This is a genomic window from Pantoea sp. QMID4 (genome assembly GCF_030270445.1).
GTDB classification, from domain to species: Bacteria; Pseudomonadota; Gammaproteobacteria; order Enterobacterales; family Enterobacteriaceae; genus Pantoea; species Pantoea vagans.
This window is the reverse complement of sequence record NZ_BSXL01000007.1, coordinates 253,753-276,525: the sequence shown is the minus strand read 5'-3', so window position 1 is coordinate 276,525 and position 22,773 is coordinate 253,753. Positions and strand designations below refer to the sequence as shown.

The window sequence follows — 22,773 nt, the reverse complement described above, 5'->3', positions numbered from 1 at the left end:
TGCTAACAACCCAATCATCACGCCCGGTGCCAGACTGACTGGCATTGGGTATGATGAGTGACATTTTTAACCTCAAACTCACGGATGTTGTAGTCCTACACATGAACACGCTGAAATCATCTCGTTTGCTGAAACGCCTGACAGTGGGATCACTGATCGCTTTCTCTCTCAGCCATGCTGCTATTGCTGATGACGTCAATCTCAAGACCATGATTCCGGGTGTGCCGGACATTGATGCCGAAGCGTATGTCCTTATCGACTACAACTCGGGCAAAGTGCTGGCAGAGAAAAACGCCGATGCACGCCGCGATCCTGCCAGTCTGACCAAGATGATGACCAGCTATGTCATTGGACAGGCCGTGAAAGCGGGCAAAATTCATCAGGACGATATGGTCACCGTCGGTCCGGATGCCTGGGCGACCGGCAACCCGGTGTTCAAAGGCTCTTCGCTGATGTTCCTGAAGCCAGGCGACCGCGTGCCGGTCTCACAGCTGACCCGTGGGATTGTACTGCAGTCCGGTAACGACGCCTGTGTTGCGATGGCTGACTATGTCGCCGGCAGCCAGGATGCGTTCGTTAATCTGATGAATAACTACGTCAAAGCGATTGGCCTGCAGAATACTCACTTCGGGACCGTCCATGGTCTGGACGCTGAAGGTCAGTACAGCTCTGCGCGCGATATGGCGCTGATTGGCCAGGCGTTAATCCGCGACGTGCCGGAAGAGTACGCTGTTTATAAAGAGAAAGAGTTCACCTTCAACAATATCCGCCAGATGAACCGCAACGGTCTGCTGTGGGACACCAACCTGAACGTGGATGGGATCAAAACCGGTCACACCAATTCAGCCGGTTACAACCTGGTGGCGTCAGCGACCGAAGGCCAGATGCGCCTGATCTCGGCGGTCATGGGCGGCCATACCTTTAAAGGCCGTGAAACCGAGAGCAAGAAACTGCTCACCTGGGGCTTCCGTTTCTTTGAAACCGTTGCGCCACTGAAAGCGGGTAAAGAGTTCGCCTCTGAGCCGGTCTGGTTTGGTGATAATGACCGTGTACAACTGGGCGTGGAAAAAGATGCTTACCTGACCATTCCGCGTGGCCGTATGAAAGATCTGAAAGCCAGCTATGTGCTGAATAACACAGAACTGCATGCCCCACTGAAGAAAAACCAGGTTGTTGGCAGCATCAACTTCCAGCTGGATGGCAAGACGATCGAACAGCGTCCTCTGGTGGTGCTGAACGAGATCTCTGAGGGTGGTTTCTTTGGCCGTATCGTGGATTACATCAAACTGATGTTCCATCACTGGTTCGGTTAAGCGTTAAGGGTGATTGAAAAATCGCCCCTCCGTCCCCATTACCAGATATTATGATGCTCCCGCTCAGGCGGGAGCCTGTTTTTTATGCACCGGAGTGAATATGAAAACCAAACTGAATGAGCTGCTCGAATTTCCTACCCCGTTTACCTATAAAGTAATGGGTCTGGCGCAACCGGAGCTGGTTGATCAAGTGGTTGAAGTGGTGCAACGTCATGCGCCCGGCGACTACAGCCCTGAAGTTAAGCCGAGCAGCAAAGGCAACTATCACTCCGTAAACATCACTATCAACGCCACCCATATCGAGCAGGTTGAACGCCTGTACGAAGAGCTGGGCCAGATCGAAATTGTGCGGATGGTACTGTAATTTACGGGTCGGCAAGGCGCCGCTATCTGACGGTTTGCCGATGTTATCCTCAGCGTTTTTTCCTTTAGCGGGCTATCGCTTTGTCAGTTGAAACCCTCTTTGTCCGCCAGTCAGGTCTGCGTGACTGGCAATCAGTTTCCGACGCCATGCACCACTATACTGACCAGCGCGACGACCAGAGTCGTGACGAAATCTGGCTGGTCGAACATCCTCCGGTCTTTACTCAGGGTCAGGCGGGAAAAGCAGAACATCTGCTGATGCCCGGTGCTATTCCTGTGGTGCAGAGCGATCGTGGCGGTCAGGTCACCTATCACGGGCCGGGACAACAGGTCATGTATGTCCTGATCGATGTGAAACGCCGTAAGCTCGGCGTGCGCCAGCTGGTGACTATTCTGGAAGAGACGGTTATCGCCACGCTGGCAGAGTTCGGCGTCAGCGCCCGCGCCCGCGCAGATGCACCCGGCGTTTATGTCGGGGAAGAGAAAATCTGCTCGCTGGGATTGCGCATTCGCAAAGGCTGCTCGTTTCACGGTCTGGCGCTGAATGTTGCGATGGATTTATCGCCTTTCCTGCGCATTAATCCCTGTGGTTATGCCGGGATGAGCATGACCCAGTTAAAAAATTTCCAGCCAGAGGTCACCACAGAGCAGGTACGCGCTCCGCTGGTCAGCGCTTTTGCGCGGCTGGCAGGTTATGAAAAGGTTGAATGGTTAGCAGGCGATCCTTCTGTTAAGCCTTAACGCAGAATGCGAATTTACAAATATGTAACTTTTCAGCGCTGACGGTGGCTGCTTCCCAGACGATGAGATGATATAATTTTTGCACTTTTTTCAAATAAAGTTGAAAGCCCCTTTCCCGGTTTGAGTGGGAACGCTTTCAAATCGCAATCCGACCGGAACCTGCTGATTTATGAGTAAACCAATTCAGATGGAACGCGGCGTCAAATATCGTGACGCGGACAAAATGGCGCTGATCCCGGTGAAAACCGTGGTTGTTGAACGGCAGGAGATGTTGCGTAAGCCGGAATGGATGAAAATCAAGCTGCCAGCCGACTCCAGTCGTATTCAGGGTATTAAAGCTGCGATGCGCAAAAACGGGCTGCACTCGGTCTGCGAAGAGGCGTCCTGCCCTAATCTTGCCGAATGCTTCAACCACGGCACCGCCACCTTTATGATCCTGGGCGCAATCTGTACCCGTCGTTGTCCTTTCTGTGATGTGGCGCATGGCCGTCCTAATGCACCGGATGCTAACGAACCCGCTAAACTGGCGCAGACGATTGCCGATATGGGCCTGCGCTACGTGGTCATCACCTCGGTTGACCGTGATGATTTGCGTGATGGCGGCGCGCAGCACTTTGCCGACTGCATCAGCGCGATTCGCGAAAAAAATCCTACCATCAAAATTGAAACGCTGGTACCGGACTTCCGTGGCCGTATGGATCGCGCACTGGAGATTCTCACCGCGACGCCACCGGATGTGTTTAACCACAACCTGGAAAACGTACCGCGCGTCTACCGCCAGGTACGTCCGGGCGCGAACTACGAGTGGTCCCTGAAGCTGCTGGAGCGTTTTAAAGAAGCACATCCTGATGTTCCGACCAAATCAGGTCTCATGGTGGGACTGGGTGAAACCAACGCCGAAATCGTTGAGGTGATGCGCGATCTGCGTCGTCACGGCGTCACCATGCTGACGCTGGGACAGTATCTGCAGCCGAGCCGCCATCACCTGCCGGTTCAGCGCTACGTCAGCCCGGCTGAGTTCGACGAGATGAAAGCAGAAGCGATGGCGATGGGCTTTACCCATGCCGCGTGCGGTCCGTTTGTGCGCTCTTCCTATCATGCGGATATGCAGGCTAAAGGCGAAGAAGTGAAATAAGTACGCTTTACGGTCGGAAGCCTGAAAAAACAAAAAACCAGACTGGAAACAGCCTGGTTTTTTTATACCTGCCTGAAATGGTCTGAAATAAAAAGTAACAGTTATTTGCAGCAAATAACCGATTAATCTTTATGAACGACGCGTTCTGCCGGCACGTCTTCAGCCGTTGTTCGGGTTGCACTGGTATCTTCGTCTTTCATGGCTTTTTTGAAGCCCTTGATCGCGGAGCCCAGATCGCCGCCCAGTGAGCGCAACTTGTTGGTACCAAAAAGCAGTACGATAAGCGCACCAATAATCAGCAGCTTGGCAATACTGATACCTTCCATAATTAACCTTTCAACTTTATCGAATCACGGTGACTGTTATTTACGCGCAGTTTGCCTGCGACGACAACTGGAATCTGTAACAGAGTAAGATCTCTGCTGTAGCGAATTTGCGGTTGCTTCCCATTTCAGCCAATTACTTCAGTTCAGGCCGTTTAAAACGCCGGTTTTCAAGAACCGGTAATACCCGGCGGGCATAGGCGACACGCTCAGGATCAAGATCGGCAAACAGCAGTGCCGGAGACTCAGCCGCATTTGCCACTACCACGCCCAGCGGATCGACGACCAGACTATTACCAATATTGCGTGAGCCGCATTCACCCACCGCCACCATATAGCACGTGTTCTCCAGCGCACGGGCGCGTGTTAACAGCTCCCAGTGCATCTCTTTAAGCGGACCTTTAACCCAGGCGGCAGGAAGGACCAGAACTTGCGCACCATCCAGCGCCAGCCGACGCGCCAGCTCCGGGAATCGCACGTCATAGCAGGTCATTAATCCCACTTTCATACCCGCCACCTCAATCAACGGCGGAATGACATGACCCGGATTGACCCGCTGTGACTCCTGCATTGCAAAGGCGTCGTACAGATGCAGCTTTTCATAGGCGGCAATGACTTTACCCTCACGGATAGCCACCAGCACGTTAAGCGCTTTATGCGGATCGGTGGGAACATGCACGCTCATCATGGTAGTCAGCGCATTGTGCTCACTGGCAGCCAGCAACTGGCGGAGGAAAGGGCCATCCAGTGGCTGCGCCGCCTTCACGACTAAATCGGGATCGGCATTATCGCGCGCCAGCACCGCTTCCGGCAGCACCAGCAGATCTGCCCCCCCATCTGCCGCCCGCTGCATTAAGGCCAGACAGGTATCAGCGTTCTCCTGCCATTCCCGGCTCACTGCAAATTGCCCCAACGCCACTTTCATCATTTCTCTTCTCCCGCAGCGCCGGTCATATCACTACCAGCGTCACTTATGGGTGGATCAGTCTCTGCTGATAATGCCCGTATCCGGCGTACGCCGTCATCTTTCTGTTGGCGCTAAAACCATTCGGCTGACAGCAGAGCAGACATTGCTGCGTTGTGTACTGCAAATCCTCAGCCAGGCACCGCATCGTCCTGTTTTACGCTTAACGGTCTCTGCATGGATGTTCGCTCACCTCAGCTTAAAGCTACTGGCGGGCTGTGCACGGCTTTACCTTAGACAGAGTGCCACGTGTGTGCAGATGCCTTCTGCCCGCCATAGGATGTAGCCATGCTGGCAACCGTTTCTGCTATCTGGCTGCCACCGTGAAAGCAGAAAGTGCTGACAGGCACAGGATGCAGCGATCAGTCATCATTTCTGTCGCCAGCCTCAGAAAGGCACTGCGGAAGAATATCGCCGGAGTGCGGATCGTCCCTGCGTACGGTAAATTAACCCGCTTGCAGATCTTTGATGAGATAACGGGGGGACTCAATATAACCTTCACGGGCGTAGAATTGATTCGCCTTAAGACGTGACTGATGGCAATGGACTTCCATACGGTCGCAGCCACGACGCGCTGCCAGCGTTTCAGCGTGCTGAAGCAGCTGCTGGCCGACGCCTTTACTGCGCTCTCCTTCTGCAATGCAGAAATAGCTGATGCGGGCAAAATCACCGGCCAGGGCCAGCTGAGGTATAAAGTGCAGGGAAAGGAAACCCAGCACCTGGCTGCCATGTTCAGCCACCAGCAGCGCTTCACTGGGATCGCTGCATAACTGCGCCAGGCGCTGTTCAATGAAGCTTTCGGTCCCGCCATAGCCTAACTCGCTCAACAGGGCACTTAGCGCAAAACTGTCTTTTAACTCTGCCTGACGTATGTTCATCCTGCCTCCTCACTTACCCGGTTCTGTCGCACAGTTATATAGCGTCGCACGCTAAAAAGCAGCATGTCGTAATGTTATGAATATGTTACGAGGATTTATTGTGAGCCGCCGCGCAGTTTGTGCGGCAACCTGCCGATAAAGGGTACGATGGCGGGGATGAAGCGCAGATTACAGCCATAAAAAAACCCGCCATCAGGCGGGTTTTTAGAATTCTTACTGTTAACTTACAGACTGATAACGTTAGCAGCAGATGGGCCTTTAGCGCCGTCGGTGATTTCAAACTCTACGCGCTGACCTTCAGCCAGAGTTTTGAAGCCGTTGCTCTGGATTGCAGAGAAATGTACGAATACATCTTTGCTGCCATCTTCAGGAGTAATGAACCCGAATCCTTTAGATTCATTAAACCACTTAACGTTACCTTTGATCTTAGACATCTATATTACCTTTACATGAAAAATGGACACTAAACTGTGTCGGTGTCTAGTACAGCAATTGCGGAGGAATTTGTCCAGTACGATTTGATGAAAAAGTGATAAATATCGACTTTACGTGCATCCATCACACTTTCCTGCTTCCGGACTTGCGAATCGTCCGTAAACAGCTAGCAGGCCCATAACCTGCACTGGCCGTTAACCCGCTGTAAAGCCGCACCTTTTCTCTTTAAGAATTACACAGCACTCGCGTTAAAAAGAAAAATCTTATTGAAACGTATTCCTCTTCTTAATGATGGCGACATAAGTAAAAACGCAATTTTTTAACTTCATCGGGACAGCGCTTTTCTCTGTCAGATCCATTTTTTAAGGGTTCTCGCAGTTATCGTGGCAAAAACGCTCATTAAATGAGCATAAATTCTTGGATTTCTGAGCGCAGTTCCTGCTTTTAATTGCACCCGGTTAAGCGTTCAGTGCCAATAATCCCAGTCAGAGTGGGGTATTCGCGGGTATTTCAGCCAACAGCAAAGAAACATTGAGCGAGATCAAGGAAGTGCTTTTTAGTGATTGAATTCGCATTTGGCAACAAACATTCAACGTTATAAGAAATTACGTTTCTCATCGCAGTCCGAAATAATATTGCGCAGCAATAGATAAAACCTGCTTAACCGATCAGAGGCAGGCATCCGTCAGGGCGCTTCAAAAAGGAGGATGAGACGCAGAATGGTGATGAAGATACGCTGTAGCCAGTGTGGAAGCGCACGGTTCGTTTTCACTGATTATCGGGAGGGTAAGCGCAACTTTCATGGTGCCTGCTGCGCATGCTGTAAAAAACAGCTGAACTCTCAGGATCTGCTACCAGATACGCCGATGGATCCCATCAGCCAGTATTTGCTAGCGAGCCAGAAAACAACCCGGGCACCTGATTAGGTGCCCGCTGTCGCTGAAGCTTTAACAAAGCTATGACATCAGAAAATCAGTTTGAACACCCCTGTCAGGGTCAGCAAGCCCACGATAAAAATGATCGCGATAATCCACAGAATAATTTTCATTTCCTTTCTCCCTCACTGATTAAACATTTTTCCTGTAAGCAGTATAGACAGAAAAATTTGTCACGCCGCTTCAGTCAGTGTTCAACTGCTCATAAGTTCAGCAACTTTCGTTTTTATTTATGTTCTGAGATAACGATCGCAACACCACTTCTTACTGGCCCTCTTTCTTCGTTTTACTCACCACTCCTGGCTAAAATTCAGGCGGCAAGGCAGGCCTCAGTAGTGATGAGATTGAAGTGAGTCGCGAGGAGATCTTATGAGCACGATTAATACCAGCATGGGCCGCTACAGCCTTAAGGCAAAAAACAGCGGTAACCACATCAAAGGTTCTTTCGCCATCAACGATGAAGGCGGCACGCAGCTCTCTATGCAGGAGTTTGACGAGCACTATCTTGATGATGTGGTCAATAACGTGATCTATCCGGTCACCGGCGGCAATCGCGAAATTGCGCGTGCGCTACGGGAACAGATGGTCAAAGCCGGTTTTGAACCGCCTCATTAAGAGGCCAGATGTATGCTATTACAAACCTGTGGGCCGCGTTTTGCGGCCCTTATTATGTTCGTGGTCACGGGCTGCAAATAAACCAGCCTGGGAAGCAGTCCGCGATATAAAAGGAAACGGGCTGGAGAGAAGCAACGCGGAGGAGCCGCTGGCAGGGTTGCCAGCGGCCAGAGGTTAAATCGCCCAGGAGAGCAGCAGGCAACCCACCAGACCACAGACCGAAATAATAGTCTCCAGCGCCGACCAGGAGCGAATGGTTTCACCAATCGTCAGGTTGAAATACTCTTTGAAAAGCCAGAAGCCTGGGTCATTAACGTGCGAGAAGATCACACTGCCGGAACCCACGGCGATCACCATCAATTCCGGGCTGGCACCGCTGGTGACAATCAACGGTGCCACAATGCCCCCGGCGGTAATCGCCGCAACCGTGGCAGAACCCAGTGCAATACGCAGCACAGCAGCAATCGACCAGGCCATAAAAATGGGTGAAAGCTGAGTCGAATGCATCATGCTGGCGATATATTTATCCACGCCGCTGTCCACCAGTACCTGTTTAAAGGCACCGCCACCGCCAATGATCAACAGCATCATAGCGATGATTTTGATCGAGTCGGTCAGGGTATCCATCACCTGTTCCATCGTACGACCGCGATTCAGGCCAAAGGTGAAGATCGCAATCAGTACCGCAATCAGCGTTGCCATTACCGGGTCGCCAAAGAACTCCGCATAGGGCAGCAGTACATGGCCTTTTGGCAACAGCATCTCCGCCACGGCACGCAACGCCATCAGCACCACCGGCACCAGTGCTGTCCAGACGCTGACGCCAAAACTGGGCATTTCCGCTTCGGTAAAGGTCTTCGGGTTATAAAGCCCCTGTGGAATCGGTTTGTCGATGTTTTTCAGGAAACGGGCATAAACCGGCCCCGCCAGAATCACCGTAGGGATACCCAGCAGCGTACCGAACAGCAACGTTTTACCCATGTCAGCATTAAACAGCGTAGCAATGGCTGTAGGGCCAGGATGCGGGGGAAGGAAACCGTGCGTCACTGATAAAGCAGCCGCCATCGGCACCCCGACGTAGAGCAGCGGCACACGCGCTGACGCCGCCACGCTGAACACCAGCGGCAGCATCAGGACAAAGCCAACTTCGTAGAACAGCGCAAAACCGACGATAAAACCGGTCAGTACCAGCGCCCACTGAATATGCTTTGTACCGAATTTTTCAATCAGGGTGGTGGCAATGCGCTGCGCGCCGCCGCAGTCGGCCAGCAACTTACCGAGCATGGCACCAAAGCCCATGATCAGTGCCAGGCTGCCCAGCGTGCCACCTACGCCCGCTTTAATTGAGGTAATAACTTTATTAACCGGCATGCCCTGCATCACACCGACCGCCAGCGCCACCAGGATCAGCGCGATAAATCCATTAAGCTTAAAGCGAATCATTAGCAGCAGCAGTAACGCGACGCCGATCGCCACATAGAGTAATGGCATAGGTTTTCTCCACCTTGCGCACTGAAGGGAATTCAGTGTCGGTTTATTATCATGATCCCCGGAGGGCTGCAAAACAGCGCGCTGTAAGATGCTTACACACCCCGACAAACGCTGTTACCGATAACATGTTAAGGGTAACATCCGCAGGAAAGCACCACCCCGCCGACGGTGAATTTCTGTTTTGCGAAGATGATCAACTTTTTGCCAGTGTGTTATCAGAAAGTTTGCCCATGCTGGCGCCGCGCTTTTCGTTACACTCAGATTTTAGCGAAATGTAAAAAGGATGCGCTGGTGAGTGAGAACCTGAGTGAGCTGTACAGTAATCAACGAACCCTCTTTGGCCGCGGTAGTCTGGATAAACTGGTGCCGCTGCTGGCCGCACGGTCACAACCTACTCTGCTGTTTTGCGGACAATCTTTCCTGCAGGGGCCGGCCTATGCCCGGATAAAAGCTGACCTCAACGATCATATTCTCGGCTATGAAATTGTCAGCCATGAAGCCTCGCCCGCTGAGATCGATGGCTGGGTTGCACGCTGGCGCGGTCATGTTGATCGGGTGGTCGCGATTGGCGGAGGCAGCGTGCTGGATGCGGCGAAAGCCTTCAGCGCCATGATCCAACACCCGCTGCCCACGGCCCGCTATCTGGAAAAAGTGGGTGACACTGCAGTTCAGCCCATCACGCTGCCGCTGATTGCGGTTCCGACAACGGCCGGGACCGGCAGCGAAGTCACGCAAAATGCGGTAGTGACTGACCAGCAGGAAATTCAGATCAAAGCGTCACTGCGCCACCCTGTCTTTGTGCCGGAAGTAGCGATTCTTGACCCGGATCTGCTGAAAGGCGCGCCTGACCAGGTGCTGGTGACCTGCGGCATCGATGCTTTCACCCACCTGTTTGAAGCGTATCTCTCCGGCAAAGGCAACCTCTTCACCCGCCAGCTGGCGCTGACCGGTCTGCGTCAGTTTGTTCAGGCGTGGCCTGCCCTCAATCGCGAAGATGCGGCGGGTGACGCGGCACGTGAAGCAATGATGATGGCATCGTGGCTGGGAGGGGTCAGTCTCAGCAGCGCGGGTCTGGGGGTGATCCACGGTATTGCCGGGGAACTGGGCGCGATTAAACCGTTCCATCACGGTGAAGTGTGCGGACGCCTGCTGTTTCCGTTCCTGGATCTGCTGTCTGATAGCCAGCAGCCGCTGCAGCTTAAGCTGATGGCGGAGCTGCACCCGCAGCTCTTCAGCGAATCCACAGATTCACCGGCACAGTTTCTGAAGCAGTGGCTGCAGCAGCAGGCCATCACGCCATTCTGGCAGGAAGGCCCGTCGCTGAGCCGCACTGAGGTGGAGTGGATCCTGGCGCGTGCCAATAGCAAAAATTCGCTGGTGAATTACAGCCGCGAACAGATGCAGACAATGATTGCGCAGGCCTGGCCGATCACGGCGTGATCCAGGGCCACTTTGGCCTCTTGACTGACCTGCCAGCCTGGCAGGTCATGCAGCAGCCCAGCGCTATCCTGGCACGTTCAGTCTCAGTGCCGCGGTGCGGCAAAAGGCCCCTCACCTGCCAGCATCTGCTCAATGACCTGCAACACGCCCTGCTCATTATTAGACGGCGCGGCATAACGTGCCGCCTGCTTTACCCGCTGCGGCGCATTGTCCATGGCAAAACTGAAGCCGGACTGCTTCAGCATCTCCAGATCGTTACCGCCATCGCCAAAGACCAGCACCTGGTCATGCGTGATCCCCCAGCGTTTTGCCAGCAGATCCAGACCGTGCGCTTTGTGATTTCCCGGTACGATCAGATCCACCGAGCCATGACCACTTGACGTCGCGGCCACGCGTCCCTGGTGCAATCGCTCAATATCCGCCATCAGTGGCTCGATGTAATCATCCGAGAGGTTCAGCGCGAACTTAAACAGCCGGTCATCCTGCACCTCATCCAGATGATGAATTGGCTTCAGCCGGTGACAGTAATGGCGCATCTTCTTCAGCCAGCTCTCTTCCATGCCGTCGAAGTAATAGGCGCTGTCACGGCCACACAGCAGGTAACGCAGGCCGGGATAGTCGCCGTTTTGCAGGGTGCTGATTACCGCTTCAACGTCGCGGCGTTCAAAGGCACCGCAAAACAGCTCCTCATCGCGGTCAATAATCCATGCGCCGTTTTCCGCCACAAAGGCGATATCGCTGGCGATCTCCGGGAAAAAGGATTTGAGCTGGTAGTACTGATTGCCGCTGGCCACCACAAATTTGATGTCGCGGGCGGTGAGTTGCTGATAGCAGGCGAGAAAGCGGGATCGGTTGTACAGCTTATTATCGTCCAGAAACGTGCCATCCATATCGACTGCAACCATCTTGACCGTCGTCATCATGACTCCTTATACAGGAAATTTTCAGCGTGGAGTCTCAGGATAGCCGCTGGCGCAGCAAAACGGAAAGAAAGAGGGATGGCCGCAGCCATCCCTGGTGAAGGGTTCAGGATAGAATCAGTTCAGGGCGCTGTTCAGCACCAGCGCGGTAATCACACCGGTCGCGGCAGCAATCAGCACATAGTTGCCGTCGATGTTTGCCCAGTGATAACCGCGCGGCGGTTCACGCAGACCGCGTTCATGCCAGTCGGCTACGCGATAATGGTCGCCACGATATTCCTGCGGGACAGGATGGCCGCGACGGAAGTCATGACCCTGCCAGGCGAAATGGTCACGGTCATTGCGGGATTCTCTGCCACGATGGTAGTTACCTTCATCATGACGATTATTGCCCATGTCGCGAGGATTTTTATCATCATGGCGATTGTTGCCGCGGTCTCGATTCTGATCGGGGCCGCGATTATCAGGGCGTTTATCACTGTTCTGATGCGGCACCGGCTTACGCTGTCCGTCATCATGATCGTCTGCCAGTGAAACCTGAGAGAAGAGCGTGCTGCATGTTAAAAGTGAAGCGATAAGCGTTAATGTTGTTTTTTTCATGATACTGCCTCCGAAAATAACGGCTGTTCAGGCACCGTTGATCGGCATCATGGCAATAATTCTGGCGGGAGACATCGGCAAAAGTCTTAAAATCCGGTAACTTACACAGTATTACGCTTGCTTAGCGATTTCTTAACACTGGTCATATCTTTACAACTTTTCTGACGCAATCCAGATCTTAACCGGGCAGCCTGAACATCACGTCTCAGGCTAACCCGTTAAAACCTGTTCAACGTCAGGGTGCTGAAATGCACCCCGACGCTTCACCCGGTTATGGCGTGCTGAGGATCACCGGCGCATCCGGCAATCCCGTAAACTGTTTTACGATATGGTGATAATCGGCCGTCGGATCCAGATCGCTGAACAGGTCCGGATAGAGATCTTTAGCCAGAATTTCCATACCGATGATGTTGTAAGGGTGATTATAAAAATGGTGATAGACGCCATAGACCCGTTTCTGTTTCACCGGTTCGATCTGCTCCAGCCCGGTACGGTTCTGCAGGCGGTTAAAGGTGGCGGTCACGTCGCTCTGACTGGCACCATAACCAAACGGCAGCACGTTGCTGTTCGGACGCTTCGAACCGGTCATGATGTAAACGTCCGGCTTCATGGCGATAATCTTCTCCAGCGACACAAAACCTGAGCTGCCGGGCAGCAGCGCTGAGCCGATATTTTTCCCGCCGACCGCTTCCACCAGCGCACCCCAGCCGTTATGACCATGGGTAAAGCAGCAGTTGTCACTGTTACCGGCAATCGGTTCAATAAATACCGTCGGCTTGTGCGGCACCTGAGCGATCTTCTGCTGAAGCATCTGCCAGCGCTGCTGATAAAAATCAGCATAGGCTTTTGCCTCGGTTTCACGATTCAGAACGGTACCCAGCACTTTCACACTCTTCAGGGTGTTTTCTTTAGGGTGAAGCTCATCATCCAGGAACAGCACCGGGATATGCAGATTTTTCAGGGTAGCCAGCACGCCCGACTGCGCCAGTGCCGGTTTAGCGCGCAGCTGCGCAATCATCAGATCGGGCTGCTTCGCCAGCACGCTTTCCAGATTGACCTGCCCCTGATCGTTAAAGCCCATATCCACAATCGATGCCGCCTGCGGCCAGCGCTGCTTCAGCAGATCCCAGGTCTGGGTGTCCTGCTTTTTCGGCAGGTTATTCCAGGCAACGACCCGCTGAAACGGGTTCTGTCGATCCAGTAAGGCCAGCGCCATCACGTCGCGTCCATCCTGCAAAATCACATGCTGCGGCTCCTTTTGCAGCGTAATTTTCTGACCATCCATATCGGTCACCGTGACCGGATAGGTGGTCGCCGCGCAGGCGGTTGACAGTAACAGTGTGGTGGCAGCAACAATCCCGATTTTCATTTTTCTCCAGTCCTTTAAAGGAATAATAATTATTCGCGTTAACTCTACCATGTGAAAAAGTAACAAATGTAAATATTGCTGACGAGATGCGTCTGAGAGAGAGGGTTCACTGTGCGGCGGCTGGCTAAAACAGGGGGGCGCGGGTTGGCGATACACGGAGAAAATGACGCGTGGTGGGCAGAACAGCAGACGCCTCTCAATACTGCTGAGAAGCGCCTGTTGAGTGACCTGTTACTTCACCAGCGAATAGAAAATCGCGGAGATGGCAATCAGACCAATCAGCACAACAAACAGGTTACTGATTTTCCCGCTGTACTTACGCATCGCCGGGACTTTGTGAATGGCATACATCGGCATCAGGAACAGGATCATGGCAATCACCGGCCCGCCCAGCGTCTCAATCATGCCGAGAATATTCGGATCCAGCGTTGCCACCAGCCAGGTGGTAAGCAACATAAAGAGTGACGTCAGGCGATTCAGTCTGGCAGGCGCGATGGTTTTACCGCGGCTGCGCAGCGCCTTATTCACCATACCATTAAACCCTTCACGCGCGCCCAGATAGTGGCCGAGGAACGATTTGGTGATCGCTACAATGGCGATCAGCGGCCCGAGCCAGGCAATCATCGGCACCTGAAAATGGTTCGCCAGATAGGAGAGAATGGTAATGTTCTGCGCCTTAGCGGCATGCAGATCGTCAGGCGACAGGCTCAGCACGCAACTGAAGACAAAGAACATCACCGTCACCACCATCATCAGGTGTGAGCAGGCCAGAATGCGCGAGCATTTTTTCTCAGCGGCGTCGCCATACTCTTCGCGCTTCGCCAGTGCAAAGGAGGAGATGATCGGTGAGTGGTTAAACGAAAAGACCATAACGGGTATCGCCAGCCACAGCGTCATCCACAGACTTCTGCCCGCAGGCTGAACGTTCAGGGTTGAGAGTACAGCGCCGTGCCAGTGCGGGATCAGATAGCAGGCCATCAGCATCAAAACCGCCACAAAAGGATAGACCAGCACGCTCATCGCTTTGACGATCATCTTTTCGCCGAAGCGCACAATGGTCATCAGGCCGACAATCAGCAGCAGCGACAGCAGCACACGCGGCGGTGGCACAAGGCCGAGCTGATTCACCATCAGGCTTTCCACCGTGTTGGTAATCGCCACGCTGTACATCAGCAGAATCGGGTAAATTGCGAAGAAATAGAGCAGCGTAATCAACTTGCCCGCGCCAACGCCGAAATGCTCCTCAACTACCTCAGTGATATCACCCGCCGGATTTTTACCGGAAAGGACAAAACGCGTCAGGGCGCGGTGCGCGAAGAAGGTCAGCGGAAAGGCCAGCACCGCCATGATGATGAGCGGGATCAGACCGCCGACACCAGCATTGATGGGCAGGAACAGCACCCCGGCTCCGATTGCGGTGCCGTATAAACCCAGCATCCACATCGTGTCGGTTTTACGCCATCCCGTATCGACGTCACTCTCAAGCGCGCCCAGCGTGCCAGTTTGCGTGGTTTTCATCAGATAGTCCGTGTTAAAAGCCGCCAGTAACCTGAGCCGTCAGGCAGGTAACGTATGCCCCACTCTCAGCCTTAGCTGCAGACAGATCGGTGAAGCGTAAAAATGATCCGCACATGCATAAGTAATCGATTGCGTGCGCCACTTTTTACACTACCTGACGATAAAAGTTCAAGCCGCGAAGACAAACGCGCATGGATTGCTGAAAAAACCGTCAGGTTGTGCAAAGTGACTGCACAGCGATCATGCCATTTTTGCGCCCGTTTTACTGCCCCTGAAAAGGTGATCCCTGTAACGATTAAGCGCAACGGGCTACGCTTAAACGGACGCTGTCGCAATCACGCCAACAGGGACACAGGAGAAAAAATGAAAATTGCCTGCCTGGGATGGGGATCGCTGATCTGGAAAACCGGCGCACTACCGGTGGCCAGTCAGTGGCATCATGATGGACCTGCCATACCGATTGAGTTTGTGCGCATCGCTGACGGCGGTGAGTTGTCGACCGCCATCTGCCTGAATGCCCGCCCGGTGCCAGTGTTCTGGGCCTGGCTGAACACCGCTTCACTGGAGAGCGCCTGCAGCGCGTTGCGCATTCGGGAGGCGATACCGGAGAGCCGTGCCGATGGCATCGGGATGATGACGGTAACAGAAACCCCGGTGGGACCGCTGGCGGAGTGGGCGCAGGCGAAAGGTATTGAAGGAGTCATCTGGACCGGTCTTCCTGCCCGTATGGCGGGTGTTGAAGGTCAGATCCCGACGCTGGAGGAGGCGCGGCACTACCTGCAGAATCTCACCGGTGAAACGCGTGAGCACGCTTTTCACTACCTCGGCCAGATTCCGGCACAAATTGACACCCCTTACCGGCGCGCGCTGGCTGATCTCACCGGCTGGCAACCAGATGCGCTGTCCGTTCCTGCCGCCACACTGCAAAGGCCTTCACCCAGCCCGCCGGTCTGAAATCGCCCCGTCTCCAGCACCGCTCTGCTTACTCCTTAAAGAGTTACTACACTTCAGGCAGGTTTCGATTTCAGATTCACTGAGTCTTCCTCGCAGGTAGCCACACCTTCTGGTCTGGCCGCCCTTCCCCCGTCAGCAGGAGATCAACAAATGAAAGCATTAACGTATCACGGCCCGCATAAAGTCAGCGTGGATAACGTGCCCGACCCGGGTCTGGAAGCAGCCGATGACATTATTCTGCGCGTGACCGCTACCGCCATTTGCGGTTCAGACCTGCACCTTTATCGCGGCAAAATTCCCGGTACCGGGCATGGCGATATTTTTGGTCATGAGTTTATGGGCGAAGTGGTTGAAGCGGGCAGCGCAGTGACTGCCGTCGCCAAAGGCGACCGGGTAGTCATACCGTTTGTGATCGCCTGTGGCGACTGCTTTTTCTGCCTGCTGAGCCAGTATGCCGCCTGTGAAAATACCAACAGCGGACGGGGCGCTATTCTGAACCGTAAGAACATCACGCCGCCCGCGGCGCTGTTTGGTTTCAGTAAGCTCTATGGCGGTGTGCCCGGCGGCCAGGCCGAGTATGTCAGGGTGCCGAAAGCCAATACCGGCCCATTCAAAGTTCCGGCTGTGCTGTCAGATGAGAAAGTGCTGTTCCTGTCGGACATTCTGCCCACCGCGTGGCAGGCGGTCAAAAATGCCGAAGTTAAACCCGGCTCCAGCCTGGCGATTTTTGGTGCCGGCCCGGTGGGCCTGCTTAGTGCCGCCTGCGCACGGCAGCAGGGTGCCGAACAGATTTACATGATTGACCACAACAACTACCGCTTAAACTTTGCCCGCGATCGCTACGGCGTCATCCCGATTAACTTCGATGAGATCGATGACCCGGCTGGCTGGATTATTGAACACAGCACCGGCAATCGCGGTGTGGATGCCGTGATCGATGCCGTCGGATTCGAGGCGAAAGGCAGCCTGACTGAAACCGTGCTCACCAATCTCAAGCTGGAAGGCAGCAGTGGTAAAGCGTTGCGTCAGTGTATTGCTGCGGTGCGGCGTGGCGGTATCGTCAGCGTGCCGGGCGTCTACGCCGGATTCATTCACGGCTTCCTGTTTGGTGATGCCTTCGACAAAGGGCTGACCTTTAAGATGGGACAGACGCATGTGCATGCGTATCTGCCCGATCTGCTGAAGCTGATTGAACAGGGGCATCTGACGCCGGAAGAGATTGTGACTCATCATCTGCCGCTGGAAGATGCCGCACGCGGCTACGATATTTTCGCTAAACGCAAAGAGGAGTGCCGGAAGGTGATTCTGGTGCCGGGTATGACCGCTACGCAGGCCACGATTTAATCGCCTGAATCTCAATACCGGATCCCCGGCAGAACGCGCTGCCGGGGATCGCATTTTAATACGGCTTGCGCTGCAGACTACTTCGCCACTCCCGCCTCTCCAGCAGATGTTCATCCGGCGAGTCCGCCGTATCGACCTGACTCCCCTGCTCCAGCAGTCGCGCACTGCGTGAATGGGGATGACTTTCGCTTATCACCTGTTGTGAAAATGCACCAAACGATAACAGTAAAAACAGTAATGCACTGGCCACCCTCACTTTCATACGCACACCTCTCTGGTAACGGTGTCGCTATGCTGCCCGACGGGTTTTCATTTTCTGTCAGTAACAGGCAAAGTTATGTGGAGAGCGGGAACAAGCTGCGACGGGTTTAATCGCGGTTCAGCCCGATGCTCTGATACCGCTAATGCAGCCGACGTACGCTCAGTGCCGCAGACCAGCGCTGTCGCTGACAGCGCTCGCAGACAGCCTGCTGCTCCGCCTCAATCCTCTGCGTCTGGCCACAATGGGTGCAGGCGTAGAGCGCGCTGACCGGCACTGTGCTGTAATCCTGTCGGTGCTCTGGCGGCAGCACGCTTAATCCAGCGCGTATCTCGTCATCATCATAGAAATAGAGACTGAGCTGACCATCGACTTCCACCAGCGCCAGCCGGATTTGTCCCAGATGTTCTACGCCGCTCTGGCGCAACTCCATATAGAACTCATCTTCGGAAATATTCAGCTGATCCAGACTTTCCAGCACATACATGCCATCCTTAATCAGGGTAATGACGTCGCCCTGAATCAGCCGTGAAAAGCGCGGACTGTGTGACGTCAGCCAGGTGGTCAGGCGGTAGAGCGCCAGCAATACCACAAACACCATAATCACCGGCAGCACCGGTACATCGTCATAAAACGTGACGTCACCGGACGCAGAACCCAGCGTCAGGATCACCACCAGTTCGAACAACGACAGCTGACGCACGCCGCGTCGTCCTGACACTTTCAGAAAAGTAAAAACTACCAGATAAGCGATTAAAACCCGCGCCACCACTTCAAATAAAAAGGTGGCGGGTTGATCGTTAAGTAAAAAACGGTGCCAGTCGAATGAGAACATAGTCGGTTAAACATCCTGTTTTAAGCGGTGCGCAGCTTAACCCGCCGCCCGTTGATCGCCCACAGATTCAGGCCAGTAATAAGTCAATCTTGTCGCCAGCCCGTTAATAGGCAAGCGAAGCAGTAAGGTTAACACAGGCCAGTCTGACCGCTCTGCATGTTGAGGAAAAGGTTAACAAAGCTGAAACTAACGCTGATGCGCTTTACGCTGCGCTTATCAATCCGACAGCGCAGACAAAAGTGAATAATTCCTGTTTCTGAATGGATGATTTTGCCGCTGCGCTTTTTCCTTTTCACTTCAATAATTTGCGAAGCATCCTTCCCTGTCTATACTTTCCAGTAAGGCTTCCGCAAAATCCGTTAACATTCAGAGAAGCCACTCTTTTTCCTGCCGATAGCGCCGCACGTTTAGTTCTGCTATCTCACGCATCCAAACCGCCACAGGCTCTGTTGCCTGCAATTTAGCGTCTGTGGCTTATGGCAAGGATCGCCAGTCTGCTTTACATATCTGTAACGCCCTGACCCGTTTCACAACGGCTCGTCAGCGGGAAGCGTGTTGCTTTTTTTGGGAGATGCCATGACGCCCTTTTCCAGTTTCTGGCAGGCCGGTTACGAAGGTGCCGATCATATTAACCCGGCCGGTCTTGCGCTGTCGATGAACGATCTGAACCAGCATCAGGCGCGGGCGGCAGAAGATTATGCAGCGCTGAGCCCCTTTGCCATTCGCACCGTGCGGGAAAGCGTCGGCTGGCGGCTATGTGAACGCGATGGCCGCTATGACTTCTCCACGGTCGCTGCACGCATGCAGGCCGCAGAGCAGCAGGGTATTCAGTTAAGCTGGACAATCTGTCACTACGGCTGGCCCGCAGGCCTCAGCCTGTTTGATCACGACTTTATCCCCCGTTTCGCTGCCTTCTGTGGTGCACTGGCCCGCTTCCTGGCGCCCTGGTATCAGCAGGCACCGATCTACTCTCCGATGAATGAAATCTCCTTTGTCAGCTGGGGCATCTCGGTCGGGCTGTTTGCCTGTGAAGCGATTCCGGTGCCGGATCGGGCCGATGCCGCCAAGCGGCAGCTGGTGCGCGCCACCCTGGCTGGCTGTGATGCGATCTGGCAGGCCGATCCGCGCGCCCGTGTGCAGCACTGCGATCCGCTGATTCATATCGCGCCGGATCCCGCCGATCCCGACAGCGACCGTCTGGCGCGTGAGATGTGTGACACCCAGTATCAGGCGTGGGACATGCTCAGTGGTCGCCGTAATCCGGAGCTGGGCGGCGCACCCCGCTATCTCGATCTGATTGGTGTGAATTACTACCACGACAACCAGTGGGAACAGGGTTCAAACCGGCGGCTTTACTGGCATCTGGGCGACAGCCGACGCCAGCCGCTGCATCAGCTGCTGCTGCAGGTCTGGCTGCGCTATCAGCGGCCGTTGCTGCTGGCGGAAACCAGCCACGTGGGCAGCGGCCGCGGCGCCTGGATCCGTGAGATCGCCACACAGGTTGCACAGGCGCAGCTGGCAGGCGCGGACCTGCTCGGCATCTGCCTCTATCCGATTCTCGATCGTCCCTTGTGGGAGGAGACCACCTTCTGGACCCGCAGCGGCCTGTGGGATCTCGATCTTCTGGGCGCTGATCCTTATGCCCGCCAGTTACAGCAGCCTTATGCCGACGCCTTGCGTCAGGCGCAGCGCTTTTTGCAGCACATTACGTCCCTACAACATCCCAGCCAGGAGCACACCATGAAACCACCCGTTCTTATCGTTTTCAGCCATTTACGCTGGGGTTTTGTTTTTCAGCGTCCGCAGCAATTGCTGACTCGCCTGGCACAGCACTATCGCGTGCTATTTGTCGAGGAACCGGTCTGGCAGGCGGGACCACCGGGTCTGCACCAGAGTTCACCTGCCGCCAACATCACGGTGATCCAGCCACACACCGACAGCTACGCGCCCGGCTTTCACGACAGCCAGATCGCCCCGCTGCTGCTGCTGCTGACGCCGCTGCTGGAGGAGAACGAACAGCCGCTGATCTGGTTCTATACGCCAATGGCACTGCCGCTGCTGACGCCGTTTGATCCGGCACTGGTGATTTATGACTGTATGGATGAGCTTTCGGCCTTCCAGAATGCGCCGCGTCAGCTGCAGCAGCGCGAATCGGCGCTGATGACCCGCGCCGATCTGGTCTTTACCGGCGGCTCCAGCCTCTATGAAGCAAAGCGTGATAAACACGCTCAGGTTTACTGTTTCCCCAGCAGCGTTGATGCCATTCATTTTGAACAGGCGCGCGATCGCACGAATCGTCATCCGTTACAGGATGCCATTCCGTCGCAGCGTCTGGGTTATTACGGCGTGCTGGATGAGCGTATCGATCTGCCGCTGATAGCCGCACTGGCAGACAGCCATCCCGAGTGGCAAATCATTATGGTCGGGCCAGTGGTGAAAATTGATCCCGCCAGCCTGCCGCAGCGCGACAATATTCACTGGTTAGGTCAGCAGCCCTATCAGGCGCTGCCGCAGTTCCTGGCGGGCTGGGATGTCTGTCTGATGCCGTTTGCCATCAATGCTTCGACCCGCTACATCTCTCCGACCAAGGTGCTGGAGTATATGGCGGCGCAGCTGCCAATTGTCAGTACTGCTATTGTCGATGTGGCACGCCACTACGCAGAAGAAGTGGCGGTTGCAGAGACGCATGCGGAATTTATTGCCGCCTGTAAACAGGCAATGGCAATCAGTGCCGCAGAACGGCTGGCGCTGACGGGACGGATGCAGGCAAAAGTCGATGCCACCTCCTGGGACCGCACCGCAGAGCAGATACATGGCCTGATCGAACAGGCGCTGACGCAGCGTCAGCCTGCTCTGAAGTCTGCCAGCCAGACCCGCGCGCAGGCTAACATCAAGCCTTTAACGCCAGCGATGCTGGAGAGCGATGCGGTGCCCTGCCTGATTATTGGCGCCGGACCGACGGGTCTGAGCGCCGGGTATCACTATGGCGAAGGCGCGGTGCTGCTGGAGAAAAACAGTACGCCGGGTGGCTGGTGCCGCTCGATTGACGATCAGGGATTCACCTTCGACTATGCCGGTCACATCATGTTCTCGCAGGATCCCTACGTGTTGCAGCTCTATGAGATGCTACTGGGCGACAATCTGCACTGGCAGGCGCGCGAGGCCTGGGTTTACAGCGACGGTGTTTATACCCGCTATCCCTTCCAGTCAGCGCTGCATGGCCTGCCGGTCGAGGTGGTAAAAGAGTGTGTGCTGGGCGCTATCGAAGCGCGTTATGGCGAAACAGCGGTGGCTGCCGTGCCGCTGGATCGGGCGCGGGCGCGGCGGGATTGCTGCGCGGATGGCGCAATCCCTGATGAGGGCAGCAGCGCCGGTGTGGTGGAAGGCGAAGAGGATTTCCAGCACTTTATTATGCGCACCTGGGGCAAAGGCATCGCGCGGCATTTCGCCCTGCCCTACAACCAGAAACTGTGGAAAGTGCCCCTGACCGACATGGAAACCTCATGGCTCGGCGGACGCGTGCCGCTGCCCGATCTGTCACAGATTATCGATGGCGCGCTGCAACCGCTGGCGAAACCGGTCGGCCCTAACGCCCGATTCGGCTATCCGCTGCGCGGTGGCTTCCAGGCACTGATGTCAGGCTTTTTACCGCACCTGAAATGTAAGCTGGAAACCGATACAACGTTGACGCGCATCTACCCGCAGGCGCATGTCGCCCTGCTGGCGGATGGTCGCCACTACCGGTATGAGCAGTTGATCAGTACCATGCCGCTGCCGGAGCTGATTAAGCTAATGGGTGATGAGGTGCCAGAGAGCGTCCAGCTGGCGGCGCAGCAACTGCAGTTTGTGTCGGTGCGCTGTGTGAATCTGGGCATTGGCCGGGCTGACCTGACTGAAAAACACTGGATTTACTACCCTGGCGATACACTGTTCCATCGCATATTTGTGCAGGGTAATGCCAGTCCACACTGCAATCCGCCGGGTGGTTTCGGCTTAACCTGTGAAATTACCTACAACGCGGCTAATCCGCTGCCGCTGGAGGGTGATGCACTGATTGAGCGCTGCCGTCAGGATTGCATCCGGGTCGGCATGATTACCACAGACGATCCGTTACTCTGCGCATCAGAGGTTGATATGCCTTACGCCTACGTGGTCTATGACCATGCGCGCAGCGATAACGTGGCCTTGATCCGCCAGTGGCTGCTGACTCAGGATATCCATCTGTCGGGTCGTTACAGCGAGTGGGAATATTACAACTCGGATCACGCCTTTCTGGCCGGTAAACGCGCGGCCGAAAATGTCCGTTTGCAACATCTCAGCGCAGGGAAGCTTGGCTGATCT

At 54.7% G+C, this 22,773-nt stretch carries 21 protein-coding genes; 9 read left to right on the top strand and 12 right to left on the bottom strand.

The window, feature by feature from the left end; genetic code table 11:
- Nucleotides 1-101 precede the first annotated feature (101 nt).
- The 4 genes from dacA (at nucleotide 102) to lipA (ending at nucleotide 3,552) form a co-directional block, all read left to right on the top strand.
- A complete protein-coding gene (gene dacA, locus QSK07_RS17440; protein WP_275220087.1) occupies nucleotides 102-1,313 on the top strand; it encodes a D-alanyl-D-alanine carboxypeptidase DacA in 1,212 nt (403 codons plus the stop codon).
- Between the two features lie 100 nt (nucleotides 1,314-1,413).
- The gene (gene ybeD / locus QSK07_RS17435) at nucleotides 1,414-1,677 is read left to right on the top strand and encodes a DUF493 family protein YbeD (RefSeq protein ID WP_013357093.1); all 264 of its coding nucleotides are present in this window, start codon (nucleotides 1,414-1,416) and stop codon (nucleotides 1,675-1,677) included.
- Between the two features lie 80 nt (nucleotides 1,678-1,757).
- Complete coding sequence (lipB, locus tag QSK07_RS17430) at nucleotides 1,758-2,417, top strand: lipoyl(octanoyl) transferase LipB (RefSeq protein ID WP_285720850.1); 660 nt, start codon at nucleotides 1,758-1,760, stop codon at nucleotides 2,415-2,417.
- Between the two features lie 169 nt (nucleotides 2,418-2,586).
- Nucleotides 2,587-3,552, top strand: a complete 966-nt coding sequence (gene lipA / locus QSK07_RS17425) for a lipoyl synthase (RefSeq protein WP_098051235.1) — start codon at nucleotides 2,587-2,589, stop codon at nucleotides 3,550-3,552.
- A gap of 122 nt (nucleotides 3,553-3,674) precedes the next feature.
- Here lipA and tatE read toward each other — a convergent pair whose 3' ends face one another.
- The 5 genes from tatE to QSK07_RS22965 form a co-directional block, all read right to left on the bottom strand.
- The gene (gene tatE, locus QSK07_RS17420; protein ID WP_003854033.1) at nucleotides 3,675-3,878 is read right to left on the bottom strand and encodes a twin-arginine translocase subunit TatE; all 204 of its coding nucleotides are present in this window, start codon (nucleotides 3,876-3,878) and stop codon (nucleotides 3,675-3,677) included.
- 133 nt (nucleotides 3,879-4,011) lie between these two features.
- Entirely contained in the window at nucleotides 4,012-4,800 is a 789-nt protein-coding gene (locus tag QSK07_RS17415) for a deaminated glutathione amidase (protein WP_285720997.1), read from the bottom strand.
- A gap of 485 nt (nucleotides 4,801-5,285) precedes the next feature.
- Nucleotides 5,286-5,717, bottom strand: coding sequence for a GNAT family N-acetyltransferase (locus QSK07_RS17410; protein WP_098051237.1), 432 nt, complete (start codon nucleotides 5,715-5,717; stop codon nucleotides 5,286-5,288).
- Between the two features lie 224 nt (nucleotides 5,718-5,941).
- On the bottom strand, nucleotides 5,942-6,151 hold the full coding sequence (gene cspE / locus QSK07_RS17405; protein WP_006118399.1) for a transcription antiterminator/RNA stability regulator CspE: 210 nt from the start codon (nucleotides 6,149-6,151) through the stop codon (nucleotides 5,942-5,944).
- A gap of 965 nt (nucleotides 6,152-7,116) precedes the next feature.
- Nucleotides 7,117-7,200 carry a small membrane protein YohP gene (locus tag QSK07_RS22965; RefSeq protein ID WP_019105993.1) on the bottom strand — a complete coding sequence of 28 codons (84 nt, stop codon included), beginning with the start codon at nucleotides 7,198-7,200 and terminating at the stop codon, nucleotides 7,117-7,119.
- A 256-nt stretch (nucleotides 7,201-7,456) separates the two neighbouring features.
- Between QSK07_RS22965 and QSK07_RS17400 the strand changes: the two genes are divergently transcribed.
- Nucleotides 7,457-7,702, top strand: a complete 246-nt coding sequence (locus QSK07_RS17400; RefSeq protein WP_013357084.1) for a hypothetical protein — start codon at nucleotides 7,457-7,459, stop codon at nucleotides 7,700-7,702.
- 174 nt (nucleotides 7,703-7,876) lie between these two features.
- Here QSK07_RS17400 and gntT read toward each other — a convergent pair whose 3' ends face one another.
- Nucleotides 7,877-9,193 carry a gluconate transporter gene (gntT, locus tag QSK07_RS17395; RefSeq protein WP_013357083.1) on the bottom strand — a complete coding sequence of 439 codons (1,317 nt, stop codon included), beginning with the start codon at nucleotides 9,191-9,193 and terminating at the stop codon, nucleotides 7,877-7,879.
- 291 nt (nucleotides 9,194-9,484) lie between these two features.
- On the opposite strand from gntT, the gene QSK07_RS17390 reads away from it, so the two are divergent.
- The gene (locus QSK07_RS17390; RefSeq protein ID WP_285720851.1) at nucleotides 9,485-10,633 is read left to right on the top strand and encodes an iron-containing alcohol dehydrogenase; all 1,149 of its coding nucleotides are present in this window, start codon (nucleotides 9,485-9,487) and stop codon (nucleotides 10,631-10,633) included.
- Between the two features lie 83 nt (nucleotides 10,634-10,716).
- Here QSK07_RS17390 and QSK07_RS17385 read toward each other — a convergent pair whose 3' ends face one another.
- The 4 genes from QSK07_RS17385 to QSK07_RS17370 form a co-directional block, all read right to left on the bottom strand.
- Nucleotides 10,717-11,553 carry a Cof-type HAD-IIB family hydrolase gene (locus tag QSK07_RS17385; protein WP_098051239.1) on the bottom strand — a complete coding sequence of 279 codons (837 nt, stop codon included), beginning with the start codon at nucleotides 11,551-11,553 and terminating at the stop codon, nucleotides 10,717-10,719.
- Nucleotides 11,554-11,670: 117 nt separating this feature from the next.
- Nucleotides 11,671-12,153 (bottom strand): RcnB family protein, encoded by a 483-nt coding sequence (locus tag QSK07_RS17380; RefSeq protein WP_285720852.1) that lies wholly within the window; start codon nucleotides 12,151-12,153, stop codon nucleotides 11,671-11,673.
- Nucleotides 12,154-12,424: 271 nt separating this feature from the next.
- A complete protein-coding gene (locus tag QSK07_RS17375; protein WP_098051241.1) occupies nucleotides 12,425-13,522 on the bottom strand; it encodes an ABC transporter substrate-binding protein in 1,098 nt (365 codons plus the stop codon).
- 231 nt (nucleotides 13,523-13,753) lie between these two features.
- A complete protein-coding gene (locus QSK07_RS17370) occupies nucleotides 13,754-15,040 on the bottom strand; it encodes an HAAAP family serine/threonine permease (protein ID WP_285720853.1) in 1,287 nt (428 codons plus the stop codon).
- 363 nt (nucleotides 15,041-15,403) lie between these two features.
- On the opposite strand from QSK07_RS17370, the gene QSK07_RS17365 reads away from it, so the two are divergent.
- Together QSK07_RS17365 and QSK07_RS17360 are read left to right on the top strand one after the other, a co-directional pair.
- Complete coding sequence (locus QSK07_RS17365; RefSeq protein ID WP_098051243.1) at nucleotides 15,404-15,994, top strand: hypothetical protein; 591 nt, start codon at nucleotides 15,404-15,406, stop codon at nucleotides 15,992-15,994.
- A gap of 150 nt (nucleotides 15,995-16,144) precedes the next feature.
- Nucleotides 16,145-17,338 (top strand): zinc-dependent alcohol dehydrogenase, encoded by a 1,194-nt coding sequence (locus tag QSK07_RS17360; RefSeq protein ID WP_285720854.1) that lies wholly within the window; start codon nucleotides 16,145-16,147, stop codon nucleotides 17,336-17,338.
- 55 nt (nucleotides 17,339-17,393) lie between these two features.
- Here the strand turns inward: QSK07_RS17360 and QSK07_RS17355 are convergent, their stop codons facing one another.
- Both QSK07_RS17355 and QSK07_RS17350 read right to left on the bottom strand, forming a co-directional pair.
- Nucleotides 17,394-17,600 carry a hypothetical protein gene (locus QSK07_RS17355; RefSeq protein WP_285720855.1) on the bottom strand — a complete coding sequence of 69 codons (207 nt, stop codon included), beginning with the start codon at nucleotides 17,598-17,600 and terminating at the stop codon, nucleotides 17,394-17,396.
- A 139-nt stretch (nucleotides 17,601-17,739) separates the two neighbouring features.
- Nucleotides 17,740-18,432: a DUF421 domain-containing protein gene (locus QSK07_RS17350; RefSeq protein ID WP_285720856.1), complete on the bottom strand. Its 693-nt coding sequence runs from the start codon at nucleotides 18,430-18,432 to the stop codon at nucleotides 17,740-17,742.
- A 576-nt stretch (nucleotides 18,433-19,008) separates the two neighbouring features.
- On the opposite strand from QSK07_RS17350, the gene QSK07_RS17345 reads away from it, so the two are divergent.
- Nucleotides 19,009-22,770, top strand: a complete 3,762-nt coding sequence (locus QSK07_RS17345; protein ID WP_285720857.1) for an NAD(P)-binding protein — start codon at nucleotides 19,009-19,011, stop codon at nucleotides 22,768-22,770.
- Nucleotides 22,771-22,773: the final 3 nt, after the last annotated feature.

What these genes read in the sequence shown, in the direction of transcription:
- dacA (WP_275220087.1), top strand. Translation starts at nt 102, where the DNA reads ATGAACACGCTGAAATCATCTCGTTTGCTGAAACGCCTGACAGTGGGA.
- ybeD (WP_013357093.1), top strand. Translation starts at nt 1,414, where the DNA reads ATGAAAACCAAACTGAATGAGCTGCTCGAATTTCCTACCCCGTTTACC.
- lipA (WP_098051235.1), top strand. Translation starts at nt 2,587, where the DNA reads ATGAGTAAACCAATTCAGATGGAACGCGGCGTCAAATATCGTGACGCG.
- tatE (WP_003854033.1), bottom strand. Translation starts at nt 3,878, where the DNA reads ATGGAAGGTATCAGTATTGCCAAGCTGCTGATTATTGGTGCGCTTATC.
- QSK07_RS17415 (WP_285720997.1), bottom strand. Translation starts at nt 4,800, where the DNA reads ATGAAAGTGGCGTTGGGGCAATTTGCAGTGAGCCGGGAATGGCAGGAG.
- QSK07_RS17410 (WP_098051237.1), bottom strand. Translation starts at nt 5,717, where the DNA reads ATGAACATACGTCAGGCAGAGTTAAAAGACAGTTTTGCGCTAAGTGCC.
- cspE (WP_006118399.1), bottom strand. Translation starts at nt 6,151, where the DNA reads ATGTCTAAGATCAAAGGTAACGTTAAGTGGTTTAATGAATCTAAAGGA.
- QSK07_RS22965 (WP_019105993.1), bottom strand. Translation starts at nt 7,200, where the DNA reads ATGAAAATTATTCTGTGGATTATCGCGATCATTTTTATCGTGGGCTTG.
- QSK07_RS17400 (WP_013357084.1), top strand. Translation starts at nt 7,457, where the DNA reads ATGAGCACGATTAATACCAGCATGGGCCGCTACAGCCTTAAGGCAAAA.
- gntT (WP_013357083.1), bottom strand. Translation starts at nt 9,193, where the DNA reads ATGCCATTACTCTATGTGGCGATCGGCGTCGCGTTACTGCTGCTGCTA.
- QSK07_RS17385 (WP_098051239.1), bottom strand. Translation starts at nt 11,553, where the DNA reads ATGACGACGGTCAAGATGGTTGCAGTCGATATGGATGGCACGTTTCTG.
- QSK07_RS17380 (WP_285720852.1), bottom strand. Translation starts at nt 12,153, where the DNA reads ATGAAAAAAACAACATTAACGCTTATCGCTTCACTTTTAACATGCAGC.
- QSK07_RS17375 (WP_098051241.1), bottom strand. Translation starts at nt 13,522, where the DNA reads ATGAAAATCGGGATTGTTGCTGCCACCACACTGTTACTGTCAACCGCC.
- QSK07_RS17370 (WP_285720853.1), bottom strand. Translation starts at nt 15,040, where the DNA reads ATGAAAACCACGCAAACTGGCACGCTGGGCGCGCTTGAGAGTGACGTC.
- QSK07_RS17365 (WP_098051243.1), top strand. Translation starts at nt 15,404, where the DNA reads ATGAAAATTGCCTGCCTGGGATGGGGATCGCTGATCTGGAAAACCGGC.
- QSK07_RS17360 (WP_285720854.1), top strand. Translation starts at nt 16,145, where the DNA reads ATGAAAGCATTAACGTATCACGGCCCGCATAAAGTCAGCGTGGATAAC.
- QSK07_RS17355 (WP_285720855.1), bottom strand. Translation starts at nt 17,600, where the DNA reads ATGAAAGTGAGGGTGGCCAGTGCATTACTGTTTTTACTGTTATCGTTT.
- QSK07_RS17350 (WP_285720856.1), bottom strand. Translation starts at nt 18,432, where the DNA reads ATGTTCTCATTCGACTGGCACCGTTTTTTACTTAACGATCAACCCGCC.
- QSK07_RS17345 (WP_285720857.1), top strand. Translation starts at nt 19,009, where the DNA reads ATGACGCCCTTTTCCAGTTTCTGGCAGGCCGGTTACGAAGGTGCCGAT.